This is a genomic window from Streptosporangium sp. NPDC050855, assembly GCF_044456585.1.
Classification (GTDB): Bacteria; Actinomycetota; Actinomycetes; order Streptosporangiales; family Streptosporangiaceae; genus Streptosporangium; species Streptosporangium longisporum.
Window position 1 is genome coordinate 1 of record NZ_JBITFY010000036.1, and the last position, 24,089, is coordinate 24,089.

Annotated in this window: 30 protein-coding genes and 1 tRNA gene; 20 read left to right on the top strand and 11 right to left on the bottom strand. The window is 69.6% G+C overall.

From position 1 onward, the window contains the following. Both ACIBCT_RS38635 and ACIBCT_RS38640 read right to left on the bottom strand, forming a co-directional pair. Positions 1 to 596, bottom strand: a 596-nt coding sequence (locus ACIBCT_RS38635; RefSeq protein ID WP_399196997.1) for a permease, incomplete at its 3' end; no start/stop codon positions are given. A gap of 163 nt (positions 597 to 759) precedes the next feature. Continuing rightward, on the bottom strand, positions 760 to 1,623 hold the full coding sequence (locus tag ACIBCT_RS38640) for an NUDIX domain-containing protein (protein WP_399196998.1): 864 nt from the start codon (positions 1,621 to 1,623) through the stop codon (positions 760 to 762). Positions 1,624 to 1,842: 219 nt separating this feature from the next. Here ACIBCT_RS38640 and ACIBCT_RS38645 point away from each other — a divergent pair, with 219 nt between their 5' ends. Then, complete coding sequence (locus ACIBCT_RS38645) at positions 1,843 to 2,913, top strand: DUF4328 domain-containing protein (RefSeq protein WP_399196999.1); 1,071 nt, start codon at positions 1,843 to 1,845, stop codon at positions 2,911 to 2,913. Positions 2,914 to 2,944: 31 nt separating this feature from the next. On the opposite strand, the gene ACIBCT_RS38650 is transcribed toward ACIBCT_RS38645, so the two are convergent. Beyond that, entirely contained in the window at positions 2,945 to 3,298 is a 354-nt protein-coding gene (locus ACIBCT_RS38650) for a VOC family protein (RefSeq protein ID WP_399197000.1), read from the bottom strand. Between the two features lie 242 nt (positions 3,299 to 3,540). Between ACIBCT_RS38650 and ACIBCT_RS38655 the strand changes: the two genes are divergently transcribed. Then, on the top strand, positions 3,541 to 4,017 hold the full coding sequence (locus ACIBCT_RS38655; protein WP_399197001.1) for a winged helix-turn-helix transcriptional regulator: 477 nt from the start codon (positions 3,541 to 3,543) through the stop codon (positions 4,015 to 4,017). A gap of 139 nt (positions 4,018 to 4,156) precedes the next feature. Here the strand turns inward: ACIBCT_RS38655 and ACIBCT_RS38660 are convergent, their stop codons facing one another. Then, positions 4,157 to 4,975, bottom strand: a complete 819-nt coding sequence (locus ACIBCT_RS38660) for a M15 family metallopeptidase (RefSeq protein WP_399197002.1) — start codon at positions 4,973 to 4,975, stop codon at positions 4,157 to 4,159. Between the two features lie 56 nt (positions 4,976 to 5,031). Then, positions 5,032 to 5,934 (bottom strand): MerR family transcriptional regulator, encoded by a 903-nt coding sequence (locus ACIBCT_RS38665; RefSeq protein WP_399197003.1) that lies wholly within the window; start codon positions 5,932 to 5,934, stop codon positions 5,032 to 5,034. Between the two features lie 53 nt (positions 5,935 to 5,987). Between ACIBCT_RS38665 and rplK the strand changes: the two genes are divergently transcribed. Together rplK and ACIBCT_RS38675 are read left to right on the top strand one after the other, a co-directional pair. Next, a complete protein-coding gene (gene rplK, locus ACIBCT_RS38670) occupies positions 5,988 to 6,413 on the top strand; it encodes a 50S ribosomal protein L11 (protein ID WP_399197005.1) in 426 nt (141 codons plus the stop codon). Between the two features lie 434 nt (positions 6,414 to 6,847). Continuing rightward, positions 6,848 to 8,029 (top strand): ATP-binding protein, encoded by a 1,182-nt coding sequence (locus tag ACIBCT_RS38675; RefSeq protein ID WP_344891928.1) that lies wholly within the window; start codon positions 6,848 to 6,850, stop codon positions 8,027 to 8,029. Between the two features lie 118 nt (positions 8,030 to 8,147). Here the strand turns inward: ACIBCT_RS38675 and ACIBCT_RS38680 are convergent, their stop codons facing one another. Then, on the bottom strand, positions 8,148 to 8,993 hold the full coding sequence (locus ACIBCT_RS38680) for a MauE/DoxX family redox-associated membrane protein (RefSeq protein WP_399197006.1): 846 nt from the start codon (positions 8,991 to 8,993) through the stop codon (positions 8,148 to 8,150). Between the two features lie 5 nt (positions 8,994 to 8,998). Beyond that, positions 8,999 to 9,949, bottom strand: coding sequence for a hypothetical protein (locus tag ACIBCT_RS38685; protein ID WP_399197007.1), 951 nt, complete (start codon positions 9,947 to 9,949; stop codon positions 8,999 to 9,001). Positions 9,950 to 10,253: 304 nt separating this feature from the next. On the opposite strand from ACIBCT_RS38685, the gene ACIBCT_RS38690 reads away from it, so the two are divergent. Further along, a complete protein-coding gene (locus ACIBCT_RS38690) occupies positions 10,254 to 10,760 on the top strand; it encodes a SigE family RNA polymerase sigma factor (RefSeq protein WP_399197054.1) in 507 nt (168 codons plus the stop codon). 180 nt (positions 10,761 to 10,940) lie between these two features. Here the strand turns inward: ACIBCT_RS38690 and ACIBCT_RS38695 are convergent, their stop codons facing one another. Continuing rightward, positions 10,941 to 11,468, bottom strand: coding sequence for a MarR family winged helix-turn-helix transcriptional regulator (locus ACIBCT_RS38695; protein WP_399197008.1), 528 nt, complete (start codon positions 11,466 to 11,468; stop codon positions 10,941 to 10,943). A gap of 101 nt (positions 11,469 to 11,569) precedes the next feature. Here ACIBCT_RS38695 and ACIBCT_RS38700 point away from each other — a divergent pair, with 101 nt between their 5' ends. Then, positions 11,570 to 12,133, top strand: a complete 564-nt coding sequence (locus tag ACIBCT_RS38700; RefSeq protein ID WP_399197009.1) for a YceI family protein — start codon at positions 11,570 to 11,572, stop codon at positions 12,131 to 12,133. Between the two features lie 347 nt (positions 12,134 to 12,480). Beyond that, positions 12,481 to 12,570 (top strand) — tRNA-Ser (locus ACIBCT_RS38705). A 46-nt stretch (positions 12,571 to 12,616) separates the two neighbouring features. On the opposite strand, the gene ACIBCT_RS38710 is transcribed toward ACIBCT_RS38705, so the two are convergent. Continuing rightward, entirely contained in the window at positions 12,617 to 14,071 is a 1,455-nt protein-coding gene (locus tag ACIBCT_RS38710; protein WP_399197010.1) for a tyrosine-type recombinase/integrase, read from the bottom strand. Positions 14,072 to 14,073: 2 nt separating this feature from the next. Beyond that, positions 14,074 to 14,904, bottom strand: a complete 831-nt coding sequence (locus ACIBCT_RS38715) for a hypothetical protein (RefSeq protein WP_399197011.1) — start codon at positions 14,902 to 14,904, stop codon at positions 14,074 to 14,076. Positions 14,905 to 15,000: 96 nt separating this feature from the next. Here ACIBCT_RS38715 and ACIBCT_RS38720 point away from each other — a divergent pair, with 96 nt between their 5' ends. The 13 genes from ACIBCT_RS38720 to ACIBCT_RS38780 all read left to right on the top strand — a co-directional run bounded on the left by ACIBCT_RS38720 (position 15,001) and on the right by ACIBCT_RS38780 (position 23,362). After that, the gene (locus ACIBCT_RS38720) at positions 15,001 to 15,279 is read left to right on the top strand and encodes a multiprotein-bridging factor 1 family protein (protein WP_399197012.1); all 279 of its coding nucleotides are present in this window, start codon (positions 15,001 to 15,003) and stop codon (positions 15,277 to 15,279) included. Then, on the top strand, positions 15,276 to 15,506 hold the full coding sequence (locus ACIBCT_RS38725) for a hypothetical protein (RefSeq protein WP_399197013.1): 231 nt from the start codon (positions 15,276 to 15,278) through the stop codon (positions 15,504 to 15,506). Before ACIBCT_RS38720 ends, ACIBCT_RS38725 begins: the two co-directional genes overlap by 4 nt. Before the next feature lie 52 nt (positions 15,507 to 15,558). Beyond that, positions 15,559 to 15,804: a hypothetical protein gene (locus tag ACIBCT_RS38730; protein ID WP_399197014.1), complete on the top strand. Its 246-nt coding sequence runs from the start codon at positions 15,559 to 15,561 to the stop codon at positions 15,802 to 15,804. After that, positions 15,801 to 16,040, top strand: coding sequence for a hypothetical protein (locus ACIBCT_RS38735; RefSeq protein ID WP_399197015.1), 240 nt, complete (start codon positions 15,801 to 15,803; stop codon positions 16,038 to 16,040). The genes ACIBCT_RS38730 and ACIBCT_RS38735 overlap by 4 nt, the downstream gene beginning before the upstream one ends. Before the next feature lie 109 nt (positions 16,041 to 16,149). Beyond that, complete coding sequence (locus ACIBCT_RS38740) at positions 16,150 to 18,234, top strand: AAA family ATPase (RefSeq protein WP_399197016.1); 2,085 nt, start codon at positions 16,150 to 16,152, stop codon at positions 18,232 to 18,234. A 24-nt stretch (positions 18,235 to 18,258) separates the two neighbouring features. Further along, the gene (locus ACIBCT_RS38745; RefSeq protein ID WP_399197017.1) at positions 18,259 to 18,792 is read left to right on the top strand and encodes a hypothetical protein; all 534 of its coding nucleotides are present in this window, start codon (positions 18,259 to 18,261) and stop codon (positions 18,790 to 18,792) included. 154 nt (positions 18,793 to 18,946) lie between these two features. After that, a complete protein-coding gene (locus tag ACIBCT_RS38750; RefSeq protein WP_399197018.1) occupies positions 18,947 to 19,504 on the top strand; it encodes a hypothetical protein in 558 nt (185 codons plus the stop codon). After that, positions 19,497 to 20,225: a hypothetical protein gene (locus ACIBCT_RS38755; protein WP_399197019.1), complete on the top strand. Its 729-nt coding sequence runs from the start codon at positions 19,497 to 19,499 to the stop codon at positions 20,223 to 20,225. Before ACIBCT_RS38750 ends, ACIBCT_RS38755 begins: the two co-directional genes overlap by 8 nt. After that, complete coding sequence (locus ACIBCT_RS38760; RefSeq protein ID WP_399197020.1) at positions 20,218 to 20,496, top strand: hypothetical protein; 279 nt, start codon at positions 20,218 to 20,220, stop codon at positions 20,494 to 20,496. The genes ACIBCT_RS38755 and ACIBCT_RS38760 overlap by 8 nt, the downstream gene beginning before the upstream one ends. After that, the gene (locus ACIBCT_RS38765) at positions 20,489 to 20,833 is read left to right on the top strand and encodes a hypothetical protein (RefSeq protein ID WP_399197021.1); all 345 of its coding nucleotides are present in this window, start codon (positions 20,489 to 20,491) and stop codon (positions 20,831 to 20,833) included. Before ACIBCT_RS38760 ends, ACIBCT_RS38765 begins: the two co-directional genes overlap by 8 nt. A 450-nt stretch (positions 20,834 to 21,283) precedes the next feature. After that, positions 21,284 to 22,153, top strand: coding sequence for an E3 binding domain-containing protein (locus ACIBCT_RS38770; RefSeq protein ID WP_399197022.1), 870 nt, complete (start codon positions 21,284 to 21,286; stop codon positions 22,151 to 22,153). A 142-nt stretch (positions 22,154 to 22,295) separates the two neighbouring features. After that, positions 22,296 to 22,664 carry a PadR family transcriptional regulator gene (locus ACIBCT_RS38775; protein ID WP_399197023.1) on the top strand — a complete coding sequence of 123 codons (369 nt, stop codon included), beginning with the start codon at positions 22,296 to 22,298 and terminating at the stop codon, positions 22,662 to 22,664. Then, a complete protein-coding gene (locus tag ACIBCT_RS38780; protein ID WP_399197024.1) occupies positions 22,661 to 23,362 on the top strand; it encodes a hypothetical protein in 702 nt (233 codons plus the stop codon). The genes ACIBCT_RS38775 and ACIBCT_RS38780 overlap by 4 nt, the downstream gene beginning before the upstream one ends. A gap of 57 nt (positions 23,363 to 23,419) precedes the next feature. Here ACIBCT_RS38780 and ACIBCT_RS38785 read toward each other — a convergent pair whose 3' ends face one another. After that, positions 23,420 to 23,560, bottom strand: a complete 141-nt coding sequence (locus ACIBCT_RS38785; protein WP_399197025.1) for a hypothetical protein — start codon at positions 23,558 to 23,560, stop codon at positions 23,420 to 23,422. Positions 23,561 to 24,089 lie beyond the last annotated feature (529 nt).

Sequence of the window (24,089 nt, forward strand, 5' to 3'; positions counted from 1 at the left end):
AGCCACTGGCTGCGGCCGAACCTCAGCCACAGCCAGCCGACCAGTACCGCCACGACCAGCGAGGCCCCGAACCGGGCGGCCACCATCAGCGGCTGGCCGGGGAAGGCCACGGCGGTGGCGACCAGCACGATTGGGTTGATCGCGGGGGAGGCCAGCAAGAACGCCAGTGCGGCGGCCGGGGCCACCCCGCGCGCCATCAGCCCCGAGGCGACCGGCACGGAGGCGCACTCACACCCCGGCAGCACCGCCCCGGCCATCCCGGCGACCGGCACGGCCACGGCCGGGTTCTTCGGCAGTGCCCTGGTCCAGAACGACGCCGGCACGAACGCCGTGATCGCCGCCGACAGGGCCACGCCGAAGACCAGGAACGGCAGCGCCTGCACGCAGATCGCCACGAAGATCGTGGCCCAGGTCTGCAGGGCCGGTGCCGTCAGGTGCGGGGTCAGCAGCAGCCGGCCCGCCACCAGCGCGACGATGACGAGCGCGAACCCCCACGGCAGGGCACCGCCGGAGCCTCGACGGCCCCAGGAATCGGGAGGAACCGGGATCTCGTCCTGGGCCCAGGTGTCCCGCGGGCCGGTTCGGAGCTCGGACATGCGTCTCATCGTGCCAGAAGTTCCGCGTGTCCCGGCCGGAACGTCACGGCTGTGACGACGGCCACGGCCGTCGTGCGCGACGTTCCACGTCTGCCGCTCGGAGCGGTCGCGATCGTGACGGCCGGTCGTCGTGCGTGACGTCCCTGCGTGCCGGGAGGGAACCTCACAGCTGCGACAGCAGCCACCGGGGGCCGACGACCTCGGCGCCCAGTTCCGCGACCCGTCCGCGCAGCCCGCGGTCGGCGGTGACGACCAGCACCCGCTCCCACGGCCGGGAGTCGCGTACGACCTGGACGACGGCGTCGTCCCCGTCCCCCGGGGCGGAGATCACCGAGACGCCGGGCACCGGGGCGGCACCGCGGGCGGCGCCCTCGACGACCGCGGACACCCGGGGGAACCAGTACTCCAGCGCGGGAACCCGGTCGGGCACGGCCCGCAGGCCGTCGGCGGCGCGTGCCCCGACCTCGGCGAGCAGCCCGGCCGCCGCCCCAGCGCGGTCGTTCCACCAGCCGTGCTCGGCGCGGGCGCCCACCACGTTGGCGACGTCCAGGACGACGAGGGAGGGGGCGAGCGCGAGGCCGACCTCCGGCCAGGTCTCGGCGAAGCCGGGGTGCAGGTTCCTGGTGGTGACCTTCTCGACCGGCAGCCAGCGCAGGGCGATGCTCTCGCTGTTGGCGGGGGCCACGGGCAGCAGCCCGGAGGCCTCGGCGATGACGGTCTCGAAGGACCACCCGCCGTGGTCGTCGAGGTAGACGCCCTGCACCCGCAGGCCGGTGCGGTCCATCACGGCCTCCTCGGACGCCTCGCGCAGGGCGGCCTCGACGCCGCTCTCGTGACTGTCGCGGGCGCCGCCCGGCAGTCCCCAGGTGCCGCCGTGGTGACTCCAGTACGCGCGTTTCTGCATGAGGATGTGAGGGGTCCCCGCGGCGTCGTGGTGAACGGCCAGCAGCCCGGCGGCACCGTGTACGCCCCAGTGCCGATGGCCGCGATCGCACCGGGCCCAGCCGTCCCCATCCCTGGCCGCCATGCGACCAATGATGCCCCAGGCCCCGGAGCCCCCCGGAACGGCGCCCCGCGGCGGACCCGCCCGAAGCGCGTGACCCGCCCCCGGGAGGCGGGCGCCCTTCGGACGAGGTCCCGTTCGTGACCCCGCCGTCCAGCGGAGGTACGGCGTGGGACGCGTCCGTACGGCCGTGTCATGATCCGGCATACTGGCGCGGATCTCACCCCCGGTCGAAGGAATGTCATGACCACGAGCGCGTTCGCCGTGCCGGTTCGACCCCTGCGTCCGATCCGCCCGTTCGCGACGGTCGTCGTCGTCTCGATCGCGCTGGTCTGCGTCGCGTCCACCGTCGTGTCGGTGCTGCAGCTCCTCGGCGGGGAGAAGTGGGCACGGCCGGCGGTCCTGACGTGGTACGTCCTGGGCGGGCTCCTGTACCTCGTGGCGGGGGTCGCCTTCCTGTGCTGGCTGTTCCGTGCCCGTGCCAACGCCTACGCGATCTCCCCGGGGGTCTTCCACACCTATCCCACGTCGTACCTGATCCTCGGCTGGATCCCCTACCTCTGCCTCTTCGTCCCCAAGGGGATCGTCGACGACATCTGGGCCACGTCACGGCCCGGTGGCCTGTGGCCCGGGACCGATCTCCTGAGGGTCCGCCGCTCCGGCCTGATCCGGGCGTGGTGGTCGGCCTGGCTGCTGTCGTGGGCCGTGGCCGGGGTGACCGTGAGGTTCGTCGAGGGGAGGCTGAACGGGCTGGAGGCCGTCGCTCTCGTCGCGGGCACCGTCCTGCCGATCGTCGCCGGCCTGCTGGCCGTCCGGGTGGTCCGGACGATCACCGATCTCCAGGAGTCGGCCCTCGCCGCGGATCCGCCCGCGTGGCCGCGGCACCCCGGACAGGCCGGCCCGTTCGGGAACGGCGCCCACTGGACGCATCTCGCGCTCTTCACCCTGGTCGTGCGTGACTACGACGAGGCCGTCGCCTTCTACGCCGGGACCCTCGGGCTCGACCTCCTGGAGGACAGGCTCATGGACGACGGCGAGCGCTGGGTGACCGTACGGCCGCGAGGCGCGCGGGAGACGGCGCTCCTGCTCGCCCGCGCCCGTACTCCCGAGCAGGAGGCACTCGTCGGCGGCCAGACCGGCCTGGTCTTCTCCACCGCCGACCTCGTCCACGACCACGAGCGGATGACGGCGGCGGGCATCGTCTTCGAGGGGACCCCGCGACGCGAGCCCTACGGCACGGTGGCCCTCTTCTCTGACCTGTACGGCAACCGGTGGGAGCTGCTTCAGCCCAACGTCTCACCGGTGCGCGGCTGACCGCTGCCGTGACCCCTGCGGCGCGTCGCGCTCATGCGCTCCTTGTGAACCGGATGATCTGAAGGGTGTTCCCGTCGGGGTCGGCGAACGTCCCGAAGCGGCCGGAGGGGCGGTCCGCGACGGGGACGAGCCAGTCCACGCCCGCCGCCCGCAGTCGCGCCTCGACGGCGTCGAAGTCGTCGACGTGGAAGTTGAGGATCATCCGCCCGGGCTCGCCGTTCCCGGCACCGACGTCGTCGCGCTCCTCGATGACCAGCAGGAACCCGCCCAGATCGATCGGCCCCTCGCCCCGGTGGTCCGGTGCCAGTGCCCTGCGGTACCAGTCGCGTAGTTCCACCGGCCGGGTGGTGCCGAGAAGGATGCTGCCGAGTCTCGGTGTGGTCATTTCAGGTCTCCTCGTCGTCGGACGCGCACGCCCCGGTGATCGGTACGGTCTTTCCCGCGGTCGCGGTCATGTCAGGCGCCGTGCGGCCCGGTGGCGGCCAGGCCGGTGATCCGGCTCGAAGGCCTCCTGCACAGTCCGGCCGACCGGGAAGGTGACGGTGAAGTCCCGATTTACTTGCATCATGCAAGTAACCGTAACCGAGTCGCTTTCATGATGCAAGCACCTTCAGTAGAATCGGACGCATGCTGGGAAAGACCTACGACTCACAGGTGTGTTCGATCGCGCGCTCGCTGGAGATGGTCGGCGAGCGCTGGAGCCTGCTGATCATCCGCGACGCCCTGTTCGGAGGGGCGACGCGCTACAGCGACTTCCAGCGCAACCTGGGCATCGCGACCAACGTCCTCAAGGCCCGGCTCGACGGCTTCGTCGAGGCAGGGATCATGCGGCGTCACAGGCACTCCGGGCAGTCCGGGCAGCATGAGTACCTGCTGACCGACAAGGGGCGTGCGCTCGCGCCCGCCCTGGTCGCGCTCTCGGAGTGGGGCGACCGGTGGGCGACCGACGGGGAGCCGCCGATCCTCTACACCCATTCGGTGTGCGGCGGCGAGGTCGGCCGGCAGACGGTGTGCGCCCACTGCGGCCGCGTGGACGACCCGGCCGAGATCCGGGCCGTGATCGGGCCCGGCATGCCCGCCGACCGCATACCGCGCGAGGCGTGACCCGGCGCCGATGTGCCGGGCCGATGCCGAGGACGAGCAGGAGCACGAGGACGCGTGAGGGGGCGAGCCGCGGGCCGGGCCTCAGGGGTCAGGGGGCGAGCCGCGGTTCAGGTCCCAGGGGGCGGCGCCGCCTGCGAGCTCAGCCGCCGCCCATGGAGAAGTGCTGGTAGTCCTTGACGCCCGACCAGTCACCGCCCCACTCCCAGCCCTCCCGTTCGAAGGCCCTGACCACGCGGTCGCCCGGGTTGATCACCCCGGGAGCCTTCAGGGGGCGCTTGAGGAACTTGCGGGCGTTGCTGTGGGATCCCGAGCCGTCGGCGTACACGTACGGGTTCTCGCGCGGGTTGATGTCGACGGCCCGGCCGTAGGCGTGCCTGGACCAGCTGCTCGACCCCGTGGCCGGGCGGCAGTTGAAGGCCGAGGTGTTGTCGGCGTCGATCGAGGCGAAGTCGTCGCCCTTGTAGACGTCGACGAGCCGCATCCTGTAGATCGGCCAGCGCCAGCCGTACAGGCGGCGGAAGACGGAGACGATGTCGTCGACGGCCTCCTCGTGCACGACCAGCTCGCCGGTGTGCGGCCTATCGTCGAAGCCCCAGTAGGTCATCGTGATCAGCCGCAGGTCGCCGACCGGGACCGGGCATCCGGGCCGCCAGGAGTACCGGAGCCGTTCGCGGGTGACCCGGGAGACCTTCGCGGAGAACTCCGGCGGGCCCGCCGGGGCCGGCGACGCCGTGGTGGACGGACCGGCCGTCGGTGTCGCGGCCGTGGGCGTCGCGCCGGTCGGCTCCGGGACGGCCACCCCGGTCGCGGACGGGCTCGCCGAGGGGGGCGCCACCGGAGCGGAGGTGGCCGGAGAGGCGGCCGGGGAGGTCGCGACGCCGCACGCGGCCACGGTCAGGCAGCCCGTGGCCGTCGCGAGCGCGGCCCGCGTACGGATCGCGAATCTGGAACCTGGCATGTGCCGCCCCCCTCGAAAAACAGACAAAAGCGACAAAAAACCATTGTAACGACCGGTCACCCGAGGTGGGAGGCCGCCGCGGCGGCGATCCACTCGTGGGCGACCACGGACTCCGGCGGCCAGGGTGTGCCGTTGACCACGGCCACCAGCTCCCAGTATCGCCCGGCGCGCGGGTCGTGCTCGGCGTAGTTGCGCACGATCACCTCCGGGGCGCACCCCCGCGCCTCCGCCAGGACCGCGACGATCCCGGCCACGACGGGCGCGGCGGCCTGTGACCCCGGGGCCACGCCGTCCCGTACCGCGTCCAGCGCCGTTCTCGTGACCAGCGTGTCGGCCTCGATCAAGGCCGCCGGGTCGAGCCGGTCGGCGTTCTCCCAGAAGTCGCCGCCCATCTCGCGCAGACCGGCGCGGAAGTCGTCGTCGCCGAGCAGCTCGGTCAGCTCCAGCCAGGCGTCGAGCTGCTCGATGCCCGGCTCGTCCGGCAGCTCGGGCACCATGGCCGCGCGCAGGCCGCCGAGCCACTCCTGCCTGGCGGCGTTCTCGCCGGCGACGTCGTCGACGAACTCGTTCACCAGCTTCGTCGTCTCCGCCGCGCCGAGCCGCCCGAGGGCGTTGAGCCGGCGCAGGTCGTCGTCGGTGGGCTCGTCCCGCTCCAGCGTGGCCCTGAGCACCGCCCGGGTCCGCTGCAGCGCCCTGATCTGCGTCTCCACCGTACGGAGGTGCAGGGAGAGCACCTCGCCCAGGTCGCGCTCGCCGAGTGACCTGATGGTCGCCAGGTCGACGCCGATCTCGCGCAGCGTCCTGACGAGTTCCAGCCGCCCGCGGTCCTCGTCGCCGTAGAGGCGGTAGCCGCCGCGGGTACGGCCGCGCTCGGGGAGCACCCCGATGTCGGAGTAGAACCGGATCGTCTTCACCGGCAGCCCGGAGAGCCTGGCGAGCTGTCCGATCGTGTAGCTCATGGCGTGATTATTCCGTTGAGTCTCCAGTTACGGGAGACTTTAGCGTCCCCGGCATGTCGAAAAAGCAGATCAACCGGATCGCCACCCTCCACCTCCCGGCCGGCGAGGCCGGTCCCGCCGCCGTCGGCAAGGACCTGGGCCCGCTGGGCCTGAACCTCATGGAGTTCTGCCGCCGGTACAACGAGGCCACCCAGGACCGGCGGGGGTTCGTCGTCCCCGTCGTCGTCACCGTGTTCGAGGACCGCTCGTTCGAGCTGACGATCAAGATGCCCACCACGGCCTCGCTGATCCGCCGGGTGATCGGCCTGGAGGGGGGCGCCTCCCGCCCCGGTCACCAGGCGGTGGGCACGATCACCCGCGCGCAGCTGCGGGAGGTCGCCAGGACCAAGCTGCCCGACCTCAACACCACCGACCTCGACCAGGCCGAGAAGATCGTCGCCGGTACCGCGCGCTCGATGGGGCTGACCGTCCGGGAGTGAGGCGGTACGCCGTGGACGTCCCGTGACGGTCGCGCGGATCCGGCCCGGTTCGTAGGCGAGCGGTCTCGGTCCGCGGGCGAATCGCCTCGGCCCGGGGGCGAGCGGCCTCGGCCCGAGGCGGGTGGCCCCGGTCCGCGGGCGAGCGGCCTCGGTCCGCGGGCGGGTGGCACGGAACCCGGATTCCTTGGGGAGGCTTTTCACCGAAACGTATCGCGCCTGTGTTCGAACCCGCGCTACAGTCATGGGCACGGGATCGAACACGGGTTCGGTCTGACGTCCGCCCAGGTGAAGGGGGGTGCACGGTGATGCTCGCGATCTCGCCCACCGCGCCCGCCCCTCCCGCCCCCGATCGGGCGGACCGTGCGGCGACACGCCGTAGGTCTTTCTACGGAAATCTAAGCCGACCGCTATATCCCGTCATAAAGTCCGAGAGCGTGGACCCCGTTCGCAATCCCTACGCGCCCGGTGCCGGGCAGCGCCCCCCGGAGCTCGCCGGACGTGACCGCGAGCTCCAGCAGTTCGAGATCGTGCTGGAGCGGGTGGCCCGTGGCCGCCCGGAGCGCAGCATGGTGGTCACCGGGCTGCGCGGCGTGGGCAAGACCGTCCTGCTCAACACCTTCAAGTCGATGGCCATGCAGCGGCTCTGGGGCACCGGCAAGATCGAGGCCCGGCCGGACCAGTCGATCCGCCGCCCGGTGGCCGCCGCCATGCACATGGCGGTCAGGGAGCTGGCCCCGCGACATCGGGCGCCCGAGCGCATCGAGGAGTTCCTCGGCGTGCTCAAGGCGTTCGCGATGCGCGACCCGTCCGCCGCCAAGGGCACCTCGCACTGGTCACCCGCGATCGACGTGCCCGCCGGTCGCGGGCGCGCCGACTCCGGGGACCTGGAGATCGACCTCACCGAGCTGTTCGTCGACGCCGCCGCGGTCGCCACCGACCTCGGGGTCGGCATCGCGCTCTTCATCGACGAGATGCAGGACGTACAGGCCCCCGACGTCTCGGCGCTCTGCGCGGCCTGTCACGAGCTCTCCCAGAGCGGTGGCCCGCTGATCGTGGTCGGCGCGGGACTGCCGCACCTGCCCAGCGTGCTCTCGGCCAGCAAGAGCTACTCCGAGCGGCTCTTCCGCTACGCCCGGATCGACCGTCTCGACCGCGAGGCCGCCGACCTGGCGCTCATCGCCCCGGCCGAGAGCGAAGGGGTGGAGTTCACCCAGGACGCCCTCGACGCCCTCTACGTGGCGGCCGACGGCTATCCCTACTTCGTCCAGGCGTACGGCAAGGTCGCCTGGGACCTGGCGCTGCGCAGCCCGATCACCGCCGAGGACATCAGGGTCTCCGCGCCCGAGGCCGAGGAGGAACTCGCGGTCGGGTTCTTCGGCAGCCGCTACGAGAGGGCCACCCCCGCCGAGCGGGACTACATGCACGCCATGGCCGCCATCGGCGACGAGCCGGTGGCGACGTCCGAGGTGGCCGAGGGGCTGGGGCGCAAGCCGTCCAGCCTCTCCCCGGCGCGTGACAGCTTGATCAAGAAGGGTCTGATCTACAGCGCCGAGCGCGGGCTGATCGCCTTCACCGTGCCACATTTTGGAAAATTCCTGCGCTCACAACCGGTATGACGAACGCATGTTCGATATCCTGTGAAGGTGCCGATAGCCCTCTATACGGCTCTCTAGTGGGGAAGCTAGAGAGCCGTATAGAGTCACATCGTGCTGCCCTAGAAAAATCTAGGGCTCTCTAGCGTCCCGCCGATATCGGTAGAGATTCGCCGAGAGGCTCACCCGCCACCGGACGGCCGTCGGAGCCGACCATGGCCACCCGCACCGCCGGGTGCCGCCCGCTCAGGTAGACCGCGAAGACCACGTCGACGGCGTCGCCGGTGTGACTGCGTCCCGGGTAGACGAAGAACCGCCAGCACAGCTCGCGCCAGCTGTCGACCGGCTCCGTGCCCGACAACAGCTCCGCGTGCGAGCGCCAGACCGTGCTCGACCGCAGCCGGCCGAGCGCGGTGACCGGGTCCAGACGGCGCTGCTCGCAGGGCGCCCGGTGGCGGAGCCTGGCCACGGCCTCCTCGATCTCCGGGGAGAGCGCGGCCAGCAGCAGCAGCCCGCCGAGCGTGGCCGGGACGTGACCCCACGTCATCGCGGCCATCATCTCCCAGCCGGGGACCGCGGGAAGCCAGACCAGCCCCGTGGACATGGCCGTCAGCACCACCGTCCGGCCCAGCGACCGCCGGCCCACCGGGATGGCGCTGACCTCGCCGAAGCAGCCGCAGCCCGCGTCCGGCCGACGGCGGCGCAGCTCCCACAGGACGTAGGTGGAGACGGCGAAGAACGCGGCCGTCCCCCACCGGAAGAACGGATGCCCGGTCGCCAGCAGGCCGCCCACCAGGACCAGCTCGCCGACCGCGCACCCGAGCATCGCGATCGGGCGCCAGCGTTCGGTCACCAGCACGGCGGGCCCCAGCCTGCTCAGCGTGCCCGGCTCCGCCGCCCGCGCGACCGTCCAGGCCTTCGCGGCCGTACCGGCGGCCAGCAGCAGGAGCACGACGGGCAACTGCCCCATGGCGATCGTCGTCAGCATCTGTGTCACCCCATTCCGAGCCGGGCGTTGAAGCACCCGGTGGTCAGGTCTCCGCCGAGCTCCACGAAGGAGTGCGGTGACAGTTCCAGGATCCGGCCGCGCGGGGACGTCCCGCACTCCAGGCAGCGGTCGCAGAACCGGCCGGCCAGGCAGCCGCACCCCACGATCGGCAGGACGGAGGTGCGCCCGGCGCAGACGTTGCGCACGTTGAGCATCGAACCCAGCGCGAGGTACGGCAACCCGGTGCACGACACCCCGGCGTCCTCGCACGCCGTGTCGCCCCGCTCCAGCATGGGGTAGGCCACCCCCTGCTCGTCGTCGTCGAAGGTGTCCGACCAGGTCGCCGTGCCCGAGATGCGCGACTGCACGCCGCCGTACCCGGGGGAGGGCGCCGGGACCGCCGTCCACCTGTAGGGCGGCTGCGAGGTCGCGGGCAGCCGGGCCTGCGACACGCCGCCCTCCCGTACCCCGATGGCGTCGAACAGGTACCCCGGCTCGAACCGGGGATGCCTCACCCGGAGCCGTCCCGACGAACGGTAGGGGATGACGATGGTGCGCCGACCGCGGTGCGGCCCGCAGTACAGCTCCACCGTGCGGTCCTTGCCCTCGGAGCCGATCGACTGGATCACCCCGGTGATCCTGGTGATGTCCGCCCAGATCCGGTCCACCACCCGGCCGGCCCGCAACGCCTTGATGATCACGTTGGAACCGACCGGCAGGTCGGCCGGGCTGATGGACTCCCCCCGCCAGGCGGTCGCCCAGGGGGCGATGACGAGCCGCTCCTCGCGGCCGTCGGGGGTGTCGATGACGATCAGATGCGGGCTGACGTCCAGGACCGTACCGCTGATCGAGTGCAGGAGCTCGCCTTCGAAGGGGAGAGGTCCCGGCTCCTGGACGGTCCGGCCGAGCGCGGCCGCCGCCAGCACGCGGCGGCGATCGGCGCTGTGATAGGGCATCGTCGCTCCCCAGGTTCTGCGAGGTGTGGCAGCCAGCGTCACATGCTTCGCGGAATCCCGCTGTCCGCTCCACCAATAATCGGGGTAGGTGTCCGCCCCGGTACTAAAGTTCCCCTTCCTGGTGGAACGCATTGGTGTCCGTCCGATGACAAACCGTTCTCTATGCCTTGGATGCGGTCCATCATCCATCGAAACCGATCTTTGCCCTTTATGGATGAAATATAGGTTCCGGTTCAGCCGCAGTATGGATTCCGGCTGCGATCGTGGCCATCATGAGCACCCGGAGCGCGGGGCGGTGATCGCGGTGGCCGGCGGAGTCGACGAGGAGTTCCGCGAGTACGTCGTCGCCCGCGGCCCGACACTGCTGCGCGCCGCCCACCGGCTCACCGGCCACCCCAGCGACGCCGAGGACCTGCTCCAGGCCGCACTGGTCAAGACCTACCTCGCCTGGGACCGCATCCAGGACCGCGCCGCGCTGGACGGCTACGTGCGGCGTGCGATGGTCAACATCAACATCTCCTGGTGGCGGCGGCGGAAACTGGAGGAGTACCCCTCCGAGCACCTCCCCGAGCCCGCGGTCCCGGGCGACAGGCACCTGCCGGAACGGGTCGAGCAGGCGCTGGACCGGTTGCCCGTCCGGATGCGGACCGCCGTCGTCCTGCGCTACTACGAGGACATGACCGAGCTGGAGATCGCCAGGACGCTGGGCATCAGCGTCGGAACGGTCAAGAGCACGGTCTCGCGCGGGATGGCCAAGCTCCGCGGCGACCTGGCCCCGCCGGAGAACCGGCGGCTGGAACCCCAGACCTGACGTTCCGCGCCGGGCACTTTTGGGAATGTCCGCTCTCTTCGACGGCGCGCTCTCTTCGGTGGCCGGTCTCTTCGGCGGTGGATCTCTTCCACGGCCGGTCTCTTCGGTGGTGCGGTCTCTTCGACGGTGCGGTTTTCCAGGGCGTCCGGTGACCGTCGCGGGACGCTCTTTCCCGGTCGTTCAACGCCCCTCGGCGTCGCGAGGGCCGGGGCACTCCGTCCCGGCGAGCTCGGCGGTGGACGCCCCTTCCGCTCCCGCGGTCGCACAGGGCCGTACAGCGTCGCGGAGGATGCGGAGCGTGTCCAGGAAGGCATCGAGCTGCTCGGGGGAGAGCAGCCCGGTGAACCAGGTCTCGATGTCGGCGAGATGCTGGGGCAGGACGCCGCCGAGCCGGTCCGTCCCGGCCTCGGTGAGGACCGCGTAGGAGGTACGCCGGTCGGTGGTGCACGCCTGCCTGGCGACCAGTCCCTCGCGCTCCAGCCTGTCGACGACCCGGGTGACCCCGCTCGTGGACAGGCTGGTCTGCGCCGCCAGGTCACTCATGCGCAGCCGCTGCCCTGGTGAACGCGCCAGCCGGATCAGTGTCTCGAAGTCGATCACCGAGAGTCCCGCGGTCGCGAAGAGCACGCTCGTCTTCGCCGCCATGCCGCTGTGGACCTCGGTGAGCAGGCCCATGGCCGTGAGGCGGGAGTCGTCAAAGGGGATCACGTTCACACCCTATCCGACGATAGTTGACGTGAGGAATATTCCTCATGTAGAAATCTGTTGTCGCAACCATCTGCACAGCAACGACCCCTCGGGAGCACAGCATGACCACTCGCACCTGGGAGAACCTCCAGATTCCCGCCGCGGGCACCTACGTTCTCGACGCCGCCCACACCCGGGTCGGTTTCCTCGTCAAGCACATGATGGTGAGCAAGGTTCGCGGCCACTTCGGTGAGTTCGCGGGCACCGTCACCATCGCCGAGAACCCGCTGGACTCCTCCGCGGAGATCACGATCAAGGCGGAGAGCATCAACACCGGTGCCCCCGACCGCGACAACCACCTGCGCGGCGACGACTTCCTGGGCGCCGACAAGTTCCCCGACCTGACCTTCCGCAGCACCCGCGTGCTCGGCCACTCCGGCGACGAGTTCACCCTCGCCGGCGACCTCACCATCCGTGACGTCACCAAGCCGGTCGAGCTGACCGTCGAGTACGGCGGCGCCGGCACCAACCCGTGGGGACAGACCCTCTGGGGCTTCTCGATCACCGGCGAGATCGACCGCGAGGAGTTCGGTCTGACCTGGAACCAGGCGCTGGAGACCGGTGGCGTCCTGGTCGGCAAGAAAATCAAGATCGAGATCGAGGGCGAGGCCAACCCGGCCGCCTGATCCTCACGGGCGGCCCGGGGTCGCCCGGGTCTTCCCGGGACGGCGAGCCCGGATCTTCCTGGAGGCGGCGAGCCCGGGTCTTCCCGGGGCGGCGAGCCCAGTTCTTCCGGGGTGGCGAGAACCCGCTGAAATCGTCCATTGCGTGAGATGCAGCGTCCCACCGGTTGGGAATCCACAGCACTTCCGCCCTCCCCGTCTGCGGACTCCCCGACTTGTCCACAGGGCAGGGAAGAGTTATCCACCATCTGTGGATAACTCTTCCCCAACCCTTGCCCGGGACGCGATCGACAACCGCTTTGCCGCCTCGCCGGATGGCCGGTACTCTGTGCTGAGCCGAACGGCAACCAGGAGGCTTCGCCTAGTCAGGTCTATGGCGCCGCACTGCTAATGCGGTTTGGGTTTACCGCCCATCCGGGGTTCAAATCCCCGAGCCTCCGCTGTGACCAGGGAGTTCGTGAGAGATCACGGACTCCCTTCGTCATTTCAGAGGTCATTGCTGGCCTCTGATGGCACATTGATGGCACGCACGGCCGTGTTCCGTTTCTGGCGCGGCACGAAGGCGGCGATCGCCGCGGCGGCCTGCTCCGACAGCTCCTCGGCCACCGAGGTGTACACGTCGCTCGTGAACGACGACGTGGCGTGGCCGAGAATCTCCGAAATGACCTTGATCGGGACGCCAGCGGTGAGCAGCATCGTTGCCGCCCCGTGCCGAAGATCGTGGAAGCGCACCGGCGGGAGACCGGCGCGGGCCGCGAGGGTGCCGAACCGCTCCGAGACGTACTCGGGTCGCAGCGGCTCGCCGTTTTCCTTCGTGAAGACCCGCCCCGAGTCGACCCACGCTTCACCCCACTCCAGACGCTTGGCCGTCTGCCGCTTCCGCCATGCCTTGAGGGTGGCCGCGGTCTCCTCGTCGATCGTGATCACACGGTCGGAGTTCTCGGTCTTGGTGTCGTCGAGCTCGTCGTCGGGCTGCGCCTGGCGGATGTGCACGCGCCGGGTGTCGAGGCCGACGTCTCCCCATTCGAGGCCGACCAGCTCGCCGCGGCGCAACCCCCAGTAGGCCGCGAGCTGGAACAGCGGATGTAGCCATTCCTCCGCGGTGATGTCGAGGAAGGCGCCGCACTGGTGCTGCGTCCACACCATGACCCGGGCCGGCGTCTTGCCGGTCTCGCCCCACCGTGCGACCCGCTCGGCCGTCCACAGCAGCGGTTTGGCCTTGCGCGCCTTGCCGAAGCTGATCACGCTCGCCGGGTTGTTGGACAGCTTCTTGGCCCGCACCGCGTCGTTGAGCGCTTTGGACAGTACCGCGTGCATGCGCTTGATCCGGGCGGCGGTGAGCGGCCGGGTGGAGTAGCTGCGGCCGTGCCGGGTCGCCCGCGCCTCGACGAGCCGGCGCATCAGGTCAGAGCGGTCGTCGGCGGCCTCAGGCCGGTTGATTTTCCGCATGGCCGCGTACAACTCGCGGATGTGCTGGTCGCGCAGGTCGATCAGCCGGTGGTGGCCGAGACCGGGGCGAAAGTACAGGTCGATGGCCTCACGGTAGCTTTCGAGCGTCGACCGGGCCAGGTCATCCTCAACGGCTTCGCGGCCGGCGATGTACTGCGTCAGGTAGTCGCTCACCTTCAACGCCCGGTCGTCGACGTGCTGCCCGCTGGACACCTGGCCGCGCGCCTCGGCGAGGGCGGCCATGCACTCCTTCTCTGTGGAGAACGGGCCGACGCGGGGCTGGCGGCGGCGGCCATCGGCTCCGCGGGGTGCTTCGTAGCGGGCGTACCAGGCGCCGTGCTTGGGGTTCCATCGCCACCGTGGCTGGCCGTTCCTGTCGAGCTTGGGGGCGCCGTCCTTGTCGGTCTCGTACAGCTTGAGGTCGGGGCAGGCGTTGCCGAGCAGTCGGCCGGCCTGAGGGTCGCGGCAGGAACACGCCTTGTACGGCTTCACGGTTACTCCTTGGGCGGGGGCGGGCCTTCGCTGTACTCGCCGCCAGCATCAACGATCTCCTGTATGAGCCGCTCACGGCTATCGTCAACAGCGGCCTGCGCGGCTTCCAGTTCCTTCTTTTGAGCGAAGCGCCCTTTCAGTCCAGACCTTTCGCTGGGCAGTACAAGCAACCCTCGGGCTTTTGCTTCGCTGATCCACCTATGAACAGTTGACGGCTTTACCTGGTTGGCTTCGGCGATTTCTTGAGCGGGACGTGAAGTGATCGCGGCAAGCCAAAGAAAGAGGTCCGCTACTCGCTGATAGAACTCGTCTGGTTTACGATAGTCGTCTGGAATATCCAGCTGCAGGTTCGGCTTCTCCAGCTTCACGGGAGCCGGGCGGATATGAAACGAGACCAGCTCTCCCGGAAGGGCTTCGGCTACGGAGAACGCTGGCTGAACCCAGCGGTCAAGCACCTGACGGTGGATAGGCTGGTTGATCGCCGCCTCAATGCGGCCCCATGGGAAGACGCGCCATACGCTGCTGCTCGCGTCGGCTCCGCTCTCCGCCACCATGCGCACTTCGCGGATCTCTAACGGAACTTCCGAGGTGATGGCCGGTGGCCCCATTCGTACACCCGGCTTGCCGTCAACAAATACGACTTCGGGGAATTCCTGCCCCTCGTTGCGCGGGCCAATTCTGATGTACATCCGAATACCGGCCTGCTCTATCTCATCAGAGAAATAAGAGCCCCAGCCGGAGAGCTCTCTTGGTTCAAAACTCAAGACCTCATGCCCGTCCAGACTCAAAGGGATCATGTATGGCTGCGGCTCGAGGTCCATGGCGTTCGTCACCTAGGCGACGCTAACGGCCGTGTCCCATCCCGTCAACGAACGCCACACATCCGGGAGTCGTTGCTATCACTCCCGATCATGGGTAGTGTCCCTGCCATGACATCGAAAGTGGTGGCTGTCGATCCCGGAGAGGCGGCAGTGAAACGGGATGCCCTGCTTGTGGACCGGGTGCGAGCCGCACAGCTCCCTCCGCCCTCGGTCCGGCGACGGGTTCGACGCAGTTCGCGGGCGACCCTCCGCGACCTCGCTTCTGTTCTCAACGTGAGCCCGATGACCGTGCTGCGCTGGGAGCAGGGGAAAGCCGAACCCCGCTTGGAACACGCCATCGCCTACCGGCGACTCCTTGACGCCCTCGCCGAAGCAGTCAGTCGATGAAGGCCACTTGGACCCGAGAGGCGATCGAAGCGCTCGGTCCCACCACGAACGTCGAGACCGCCGCCTCCGTGCTGGACGTCTCCCCGTGGCTCGCTTACGAGCTCATCCGCCGGAAGGAGTGGCCGACTAGGGCCCTTCGCCTCGGTCGAAAAATCAAGATCCCCACACACGATCTCGTCGTGCTGCTCTACAGCTCGACCAGCGGCGGAGGCAACGATGCCCCCTGACATGAAAGAAGCCGACCCCCGTCGCCACAACGGAGGTCGGCCCACAAGATCAGTGCCCATCAGCACCATCACCACCTCGATCGTAAGCCACCGAGGCATCGCTGTCACCGCCGTCGCCTACGCGCCCGCCGGCCGCCGAACCTGCTGGCTGTCGGTCGTCGAGGTCTGCCCCTACTGCCGGGGCAGCCACGTTCACCGCGGCGACACCGAGCAGCCCGCCGCCGACCTGCGCACCGCCGGATGCGGGCGCGGTGACTACTACCTCGAGGCCCCGGCCCGGGTCGAGGTGGCGTCGTGAGCGGCCAACGGGGGCACCTCGCCCCGTACGCCGCGGCGTACACCGCGTGCCGGACCGGCATCACCGGCCGGGCCCGCGCCGCCGAGCTCGCCGCCACCCCGGTCGGCGCGATCGAGAACCTCGAGCTGCTCCGCCTCACCCTGCACCGGGAGGTCGACTACCTGCTCGACGCCGAAGCCGACCGCTACGGCCCCTTCCTGCTCATGATCCCTCCGCCCCGAGACGAGACCAGCTGATGACTGCCAGTGCCCTCGAGGCGGCCCGCCGGGCGCCCGGCCACGGCCAGGGCGTCGAACACCTCGACCAGATTCGCCAGCTCGGCAACCTCGCGGAGGCGTACAGCCGGTGAGCGCGTTCGAAAGGCTGATGGAGGCCCTGCACAGTGCGGGAGAGCACGCCCTCTCCCGCGGCGGCGAGGTGCGCACCCGCGGCATCTGCCACGGCGGCGACAGCCCCGACACCGTCTCCATCAAGATCGGCAACAACAAGAACGTGGTGGCCTGGTGCCACAAATGCCAGGGCAACACCGACTTCTATGCCGCCCTCGGCATCTCCGAGGCTGAGCTGTACGACGAGCCGAAGGCCAAGGGGTCGGGCCGCGGCGAGCCGGTCAAGTCCTGGACGTACCGCGGAGCCGACGGGCACGTCGTCCAGTACGTCGACAAGTTCGTGCCGAAGGCGTTCCGGCCGCGACTCCCCGACGGGCGGCACAATCATCCGCCGAAGGAAGAGCGCGTCCTGCTCAACCTGCCGGAGGTGCGCGCCCAGGCCGAGGCCGGCGGCATGGTCGTCCTGTGCGAAGGCGAAACCGACGTCGACAGCGTCGCCGCCGCCACCGGGTACGTCGTCACCACCATGCCCGGCGGCACCGGAATGGGCTGGCAAGAGCGCTACACGCAGATGCTTCACGGCGTGTCCGAGGTGCGCATCATCGCCGACAACGACCTCGACGGCACCGGGCTCAAGCACGCGCGGAAGGTCTCAGCCTCCCTGACCCGGGCCGGTATCTCGCATCGGATCTACCTGCCCGCCGTCGGCAAGGACGTCTCCGACCACCTGGCCGCGCGGCTCCCGATCACCGACCTCATCCGGGTGGACGCCACCGACGAACCTGCCGAGGAACCACCCGCGACGCCCTCGGAGCCGGAAGACAACGAGCAAGCCGAATGGCCAGAGGACATCCCCGGTGGCATCGAAGATCGAGTCAACGCCCTCATCGCCGAACTGCTCGACTCCAGCGACCTGGACGACCTCCCGCCCCTGGCCCCGCTCGTTAACGATGTCCTGTTCCTCGACACGCTCACGCGCCTCTACGGACCCTCCGGGGTCTTCAAGTCGTTCATCGTCCTCAGCCTCGCCGGATCCGTTGGCACGGGCCTGGACTGGCACGGTAAGCACGTCCGGCAGGGCCTGGTCATCTACCTCGTCGCCGAGGGCGCCCGCGGTATGGGCAAGCGCAAGCGAGCGTGGGAGCAGCACCACGGCCGCAAGATGACCGGCGTCAAGTTCCTGCCCCGCCCCGTCCAGACTCTCGATGACGAGTGGCTCATCCTCATCGAAGCGTGTCGACGACTCAACCCCGCGCTGATCGTCATCGACACACAGGCCCGGGTGACGGTGGGTGTCGAGGAGAACAGCAACAAGGACATGGGCGTCGTCGTTGACCGCATGGAGCAGCTCCGCGCGGCCACCGGCGCCTGCGTTCTCGTTGTTCATCACAGCGGTCATGAGCAGTCTGAGCGCGGCCGGGGAGCGTCCGCGGTCAAGGGCGCGATGCAGACCGAGCTGGGCGTTACCCGGACGGGCCGCGGGCTCGACTCGAAGGTCACGCTGCGGACAGGCAAGCAGAAGGACGACGAAGAAGCCGCTGACCTTGTCTTCGCGCTCAAGCAGATCAAGCTGGACGGCGAGGCCAAGGAAGACGGCAGCCCGGCCACGTCCGTCGTGCTGATCCCGCAAGCCGCGGATCCGAACGAGCTCGAGCACGGCAGCCCGGAATGGATCGCGGCACAACTCGACCGGGCGGGCGTCCCGATCTTCGGCGGCCCGAAGACGATCGAAGCATGCGCGACGCTCGGAATCCGGGCCCGTAAGGACAAGATCGAGCAGGCCGTGAAGATCCGTAAGAGCCGCTCGGGGGACCTCCCCCCGAACCTCCCCCGCGATCTTGAAGCATCACATCCCCCCAAATCCGGGGGAGGTAATCACATTTCCACTGGTCAGACCTCCCCCGGAAACGCTGGGGGGAGGTGGGGGGAGCCATCGCTAGACCTTCCTCCCCCCTCTCCCTCTCTTAGAGAGGGGGGAGGTGGGGCTGGTGAGACGAAAGACGGGCCCACCGCGCTCTGCGATGTCTGCCTTCGCACGATGGTGCGCAAGCGCGGATCGACCCGGCACGACGGCTGCAAGCCGCTCCCCGCCACCCCCTGACTATCGCACCGGAGATCACAACTCATGAACCTTGCTCTCGCGTTCGACGAGCTGCTCCACCGCCCCGACATCGCCGACATCGTCAAGGACGTCCAGACCCGCATCCACGCCGCCGGCCACGGATGGATCCTCGACCAAGCCGACGCCGCCACCCGCGACACCAACAGCGTTCTCACCGCCGCCGCGGCCGCCGCCGGCAGCAACGCTCTCCACCTCAACCTCGTCGACCACCCCGACTGGGTGCGGCTCGGACTCCTCGACACCCTCGCCCGATGGGCCGCCGGGCAGGCGTCCACCTGCATGCACAGCCCGAACGTGATGAGGCCCCAACCCGTGTTGGCCGCCGCGTGGAAGCCCGGCCTGGTGGTGTGTGCGGCATGCGCCCACCTGCTGCAGCTCCCCAAGGGATCCGCCCGGGATCGAACCTGTGATGCGTGCGGCGTGGTCGTCCCCAGCAGTGGCGCCATCTGGTCGACCGCCGCGTCCCATGGCGGGTTCGTCTACCAGGTCGGCGTCTGCGAGCCCTGCCGGTACTGGCCCGTCCCGGCCGACGCATGACCGCCGCCGCTGAGGTCGCACAGACGCTCTACGCGATCTTGAAAGCTGTGCCATCCCCGTGCCATCACCCCAGAAAACCCCAGGTAGAAGAGTCGACACCGGATACCCAATGCGGTTGGAAAACGGCCCCTACCCCTGCGAAGGAGACCAACTTATGAACCTCGCCCCGCGAGACATCGACACCATCCCCCGCATCATCCCCACCCATCTCATCGACGCCCTCGCCGACGCCGGCGAACACCTCGCCGACTGGGAACAAGCCGCCATCGACCAGTACAACCACGACGTCGTCACCGCCCACCAAGAAACCAACCCCACCCTCCGAGACCTCGACCTCCGCGTCGCTCACTTCGACTACGCCCTTGCCCTCCACACCGGCGGCAACGCCTCCACCGCCGCCCGCCGAACCCTCGGCTACCTACGCACCACCGAAAAGCCGTACAGCACCATCGACGGCATCGCCCACCCCACCGTCGAAGGCATGGCCCTCCTGCTCGGCGTCACCGCCGAAGAGTTCCGGGCCGAAGTCCAACGCCAGTGCGGAGACAGCGGCAATGCAGCCGACTTCCAAATGCCGCCCACCTGGACCAGGCACGCAGACAGAGCCCTGAAAGAGAACCTCGCCACCCACGGCGTCGCCGGGCTGCTGCCGGCGACGCTCAACCGCCTGGCCGCCGAGCGGAGCCGGGCGGAGCGGGGACCCCATGCGTGAGGACGACCCCATGCGTGGCGGGGCGGTGTGGTGTGAGCACCACGGTCGGTGGGAGTGCAGCAAGCGGACGAAGGTCGCGCCGGTCTGCCATGGCATCGCGATCGCCGGGGTGGATCGGTGCCGGATGCACGCCGGCGAACCGTTGGACGTGGCGAAGGCGAAGGGTGAGGCGGTGACCGCCTGGTCGGCGTTGACGGGCCGGCCGGTGATCTCCCACAACGAAGCCGTGATGGGGATGCTGCAGGTTTCGTGGCTACGCGCCCACCTGTACGCGGGCCTGCTGCGCCAGCAGTTCACCGCGGCGCAGGAGCAGGCCGACGCGGGCCCCGGCGGGCCGGGTGGCGAGGATCCCGCGCTTGGCCCCGGCCGCGGACTGGTGGGGCACACCCGCAGCGCGGCGAAGGACATCGGCATCTACGTGACCGGCGAGTCGGTGCGGGCGCTGACCGCGCTCGAGGGGCAGGAGCGTGACCGGGTGGTGAGGTACGCGAAGGCCGCACACGACATGGGGATTGCGGAACAGCAGGTGCGCCTGGCCGAGCAGCAGGGCGTGATGCTCGCGGACGTGATCCGCGGTTCCCTCGACGAGTACCGGGCCCGGGTTCTGGCTGTTCTGGACGGTTCCGTGCACGCCGATGCGATCCGGCGGGCGTGGCCGGAATGGATGGAACAGATCGTCCCCGCCCAGATCGCAGCCGTCGCAGGGGTGGATCATGGCTGACGGCTCGCTGTCGAGCGCTGAGGTTCTCGACCGGGCGGTGTTCGCCCTCGAGCTGGCGGCTCACGCCCATGTCCCGGATCTGGCGTTGAGCACGATCCGCGCCGGGTTGCAGGACCTGGACTCCGTCGACGTGGCCCGGGTCGCCGCCTGCCTGGCGTTGCAGGCGGTGCGGGGCCGGGCGCCGGCGGAGGTCGCCGCCTGGTTGGAGACCCTCACCCTCGAGCACCTGGCCCTGCTCGACGCGCCGCCGGGGGCAGGGTCTGGTGGTTGAGGTGCGGCGGCTGGTGGGTCGGAACGTGGACGGCGAGGACGTCTTCCACGACGCCCGCGGGCGGGTGGTGGCGGTCGGGGGGACGCGGGTGGTGGCCCGGGTGCGTCCGGTGGCGCTGCTCGCCCCGGTGCCGTCTTGGGCTCGTCTGCTGCAGCCGCATGTCGAGGTTGCGCAGGGCGAGGACGGGCGGCTGCTGTGTGAGTCGCATTGCGGCCGGTGGCGGTCGCGGGCGGAGCTGGTGGCGTTTGAGAACGCGTGTCCGATCGGGTTGACGTTGCGGCCGGGCGCGTTGCGTCCGCTGCCGGATTCCGGGCCGCCGGCGGGGAGGTCGTGGTGAGCGAGGCGGGGCGGCCGTGGGTGGAGTTGCCGGGGGGCGGCATGTTCATCTCGGACGAGCTGGCGTTGTTCACCGCGCGTGCGGTTCGGGCTCAGATTCGGGCGGCGGCTTTGGATGGGATCGCGCCGCCGCCGATGCTTCGGGAGTACCTGCAAGCCCTCATCCACCGGGCGGCTTCCGTGGCCGGAAGTGCGGAAGTTCCGGCTGATCCGGGCCTGTCACCTTCGGCCCTGGTTGGTCCCATCGCAGCACCTCAGGATGCTCCTCCTTCGCATCTTGTCGGTGCCGGCTCTGCGGCGATGTACCTCGGGATCACAGACCGCGGGGTGCGGGATCTGTGTTCCCGGGGTGCGTTGCAGGCCGAGCGGGTTGCGGGCTGTTGGGTGATCGATTGGGCCGACCTCGAGGAGTACGCGGAGCGCCGCTCCGCCCGACGGGTTGGCAGGTCGCATGACGGAGAAGCCGAAGACCGGTAACGCAGGTTCCGCCCCCCAGATGCCGGTGGGGGAGGTTGCGAAGGTCGCCGCCCGCCTCAACGTCGACATGTCGACGGTTCCCGGCACTGGCCCGGGGGGCGCGGTGCGGTATGTGGATGTGCTGCGGGCCAGCCGCCAGGCCGCGGCGAAGCTGGCGGATCAGGCTCGGCTGCTGAACGTGGATATGGCGACGGTGCAGGGCACCGGGCCGAACGGGCAGATCGTGTACGAGGACATCATCCGGGCCCGCGCCGCCCGCCCGGCGGATCTGAAGGCGGCGAACACTCCGAAGGCGCCGGCGAAGCGTCGGCTTCCCCGGGTGGATGCGTCCCGTAACCCGCTGGTGGCCGCCGCGCAGGCGAACGGGGGCGGCGCGTACCTGGACGCGCACGCGACGATGCCGCCCACCTTGTTCACGGCGGGTGATCTGCCGCCGTTCACCTCGAGCGGCATCGACCCCTCCGCGCTGTTGAGCGTGCCCTGGTACGCCCGGCACGCGGTCGCCGGGGAGACAGACCGGGGCAAGGCGGCGGAGCTTCTGGAGGCCTACAGCGGGCCGGATGGGGAGATTGCCGCGCAGGCCGACGGCGTCATGAGCCACGCCGGCAACTACGACTACCGGCTGCGGGTCGACGAGTGGCAGGTGGCCGCCGGTCGGCTCTCGTCGTCGGCGGAGTGGGAGAAGTACCACCAGCAGGTTGCGGCCGCATCCGCTCCGGATCCGCGGACGGTGGATGAGCTGTCCGACGACGAAGCGTATGACTGGCTGTTCGACCCGGTCGACGGGTGGAAGCAGCAGGTTCGGGCGAACCGTGGCGGCCCGGCCCGGCCGGGGTGGCGTTGATGAGCGGGCCGCGGCGTGTCGTGGCCGGCGTGTGCATCAGCCTGATCGCCGAAGTCTGAGCCGAGGGCGGTCGTGGTCGCGCTGGCTAAGGCGTTCGTTCGCGTCCGCGCCGACCTAATTCGACTTAGGTAAGATAAGGGTTATGAGTGTTCCAGAGCGGGTCACGGGCCCGCTGCTCGACGTCTTGGAGGTACTCCTTCAAGCCCTCCAGGAAAAGTCCGAGCTGCATGGCTGGGCCATGGCGAAGATGACCGGCCGCTCCGGCCCCACGATCTACGGCGTGATCGACCGCCTTGAGGACGCCGGCTGGGTCCGCGGCCGGTGGGAGGACAACCCTCAGCCCAATAAGCCGCGGCGCAAGCTGTACACGCTCACCCCTACAGGTGCGGTGGAAGCACGCTCGATCCTGGCCCAGCGACGTCCCGCTACCGGTCGGGCTCACCCCGGACTCGCAGCACCTGGGACGGCCTTCATTCGCTGGCTGGGGCTCGGCATGGGGAGCATCGGATGAGCGCTGCACAAATCATCCTCGCCATCGTTCTGGGCCTCGTCGCGAACGAAATGTTCGACCTGTGCCCGTGGCTCGCTGTCAGGCTGGTGGCTCTGGCCGCCCGCCTCCAGTACGGGGCCTCCCCCCGCGCCGAGGAGCGCAGCGAAGTCTTCGCCGCCTACATCAACGATCGTCCAGGCAAGCTGTTCAAGCTACTCACGGCGCTGGCGTTCCTCGCGGCCGGGGCAGTGGGCGGCCTGCGCAGGCGTGGGAGTGCCCCCGATCTCGAAGTCTGCGAGCGTATCGGCGGGGGAATAGTGACGATCGCCCTGGGAGGGTTGGTCTACGGGATCGACCCCGTCACTTGGCCGGTTCAGACGACGTGGTCCATGACCGGCGGCGTCATTCTCATGCTCGGCGGGATTGTTCAGGTCGCTATCGCATACGTTGACCGGCCCTGGTACATAGTCGTTAGGAGGGTGGAGATGTTGGCCTGCTCGGTCGGCTTGGCGCTTGGTGCGACAGGCAGGGTCATGACCCTCTCCTACTCTTCGCTTTCCACGGACTTCATGCCAATAATGGGGTTGTCCGGGTTCGCTCTGATGTCCCTCCTCCTCGGTCTGACGTACGTTGGGGAGCCTGACAGCTTCCCGAGTGTCGCCCGCGGCTGCGACTCCACGCAGGATGGGCGCCGCTCGGAAGGGGATGATCCGGACTGAACAGCCGGGAAAGGGGGGCGCCTGCCGATGTGGTGGGCGCCCCGTTCGCGGGGCGGGTCAGGGGGCGGCGTCGTGGTCGTCGGCGCCGACCAGGGCCGGGTTGAAGACGTGGAACCACTCGCCGTCGTACAGGGTGATCGTCTCGCCGCAGCCGTAGGTGTCGAGGGCTTCCGTGAGCACCACGGCGGAGCCGTTCACGCTGAGGAAGCTCGAGGCGTCGGCCGGTGTTGAGGGTATCGCCGCTGACACCCTCAAAACGGGCGCCCGTTTCCCCAGGTCACCGAGAGGGTCGCGTCTCGCTACCCCTCGTCGAGCTGGGCGAAGGACGGCCTCGTCCCAATCGGCGTGTGACCGTTGGCGCGCCAGGCAGAGACGGGGAAAATGAATCGTTCCTCCGGTGTGCGGAGGGACAGCCTGTCCCTGCGCAGCTAAGCCAGCTGAGGGGCAACGCGCTGAGCTTGTCGCATCAGCGCATCTGCCGGATCGCCTCTCGTGCCACTGCGTAAGCTGTAGGCATTCCTTCCTAGCGTGGTTGGGATAAGTCGCTGCCCCTCGGGCTGGTTACCCGAACACACGGGGTGGCGACGCCCCCGTCGGTCTTGTGCTGGCGGGGGCTTTCTTATGCCAGACGGGTAACAGGTCGGAGGGCGTGTCTGCCTGCGCGCGATCAGTATCGGACGCGAGCATGGGGTTCTCTGGATGAGGGACGAGCCGGTCGACCTCGACC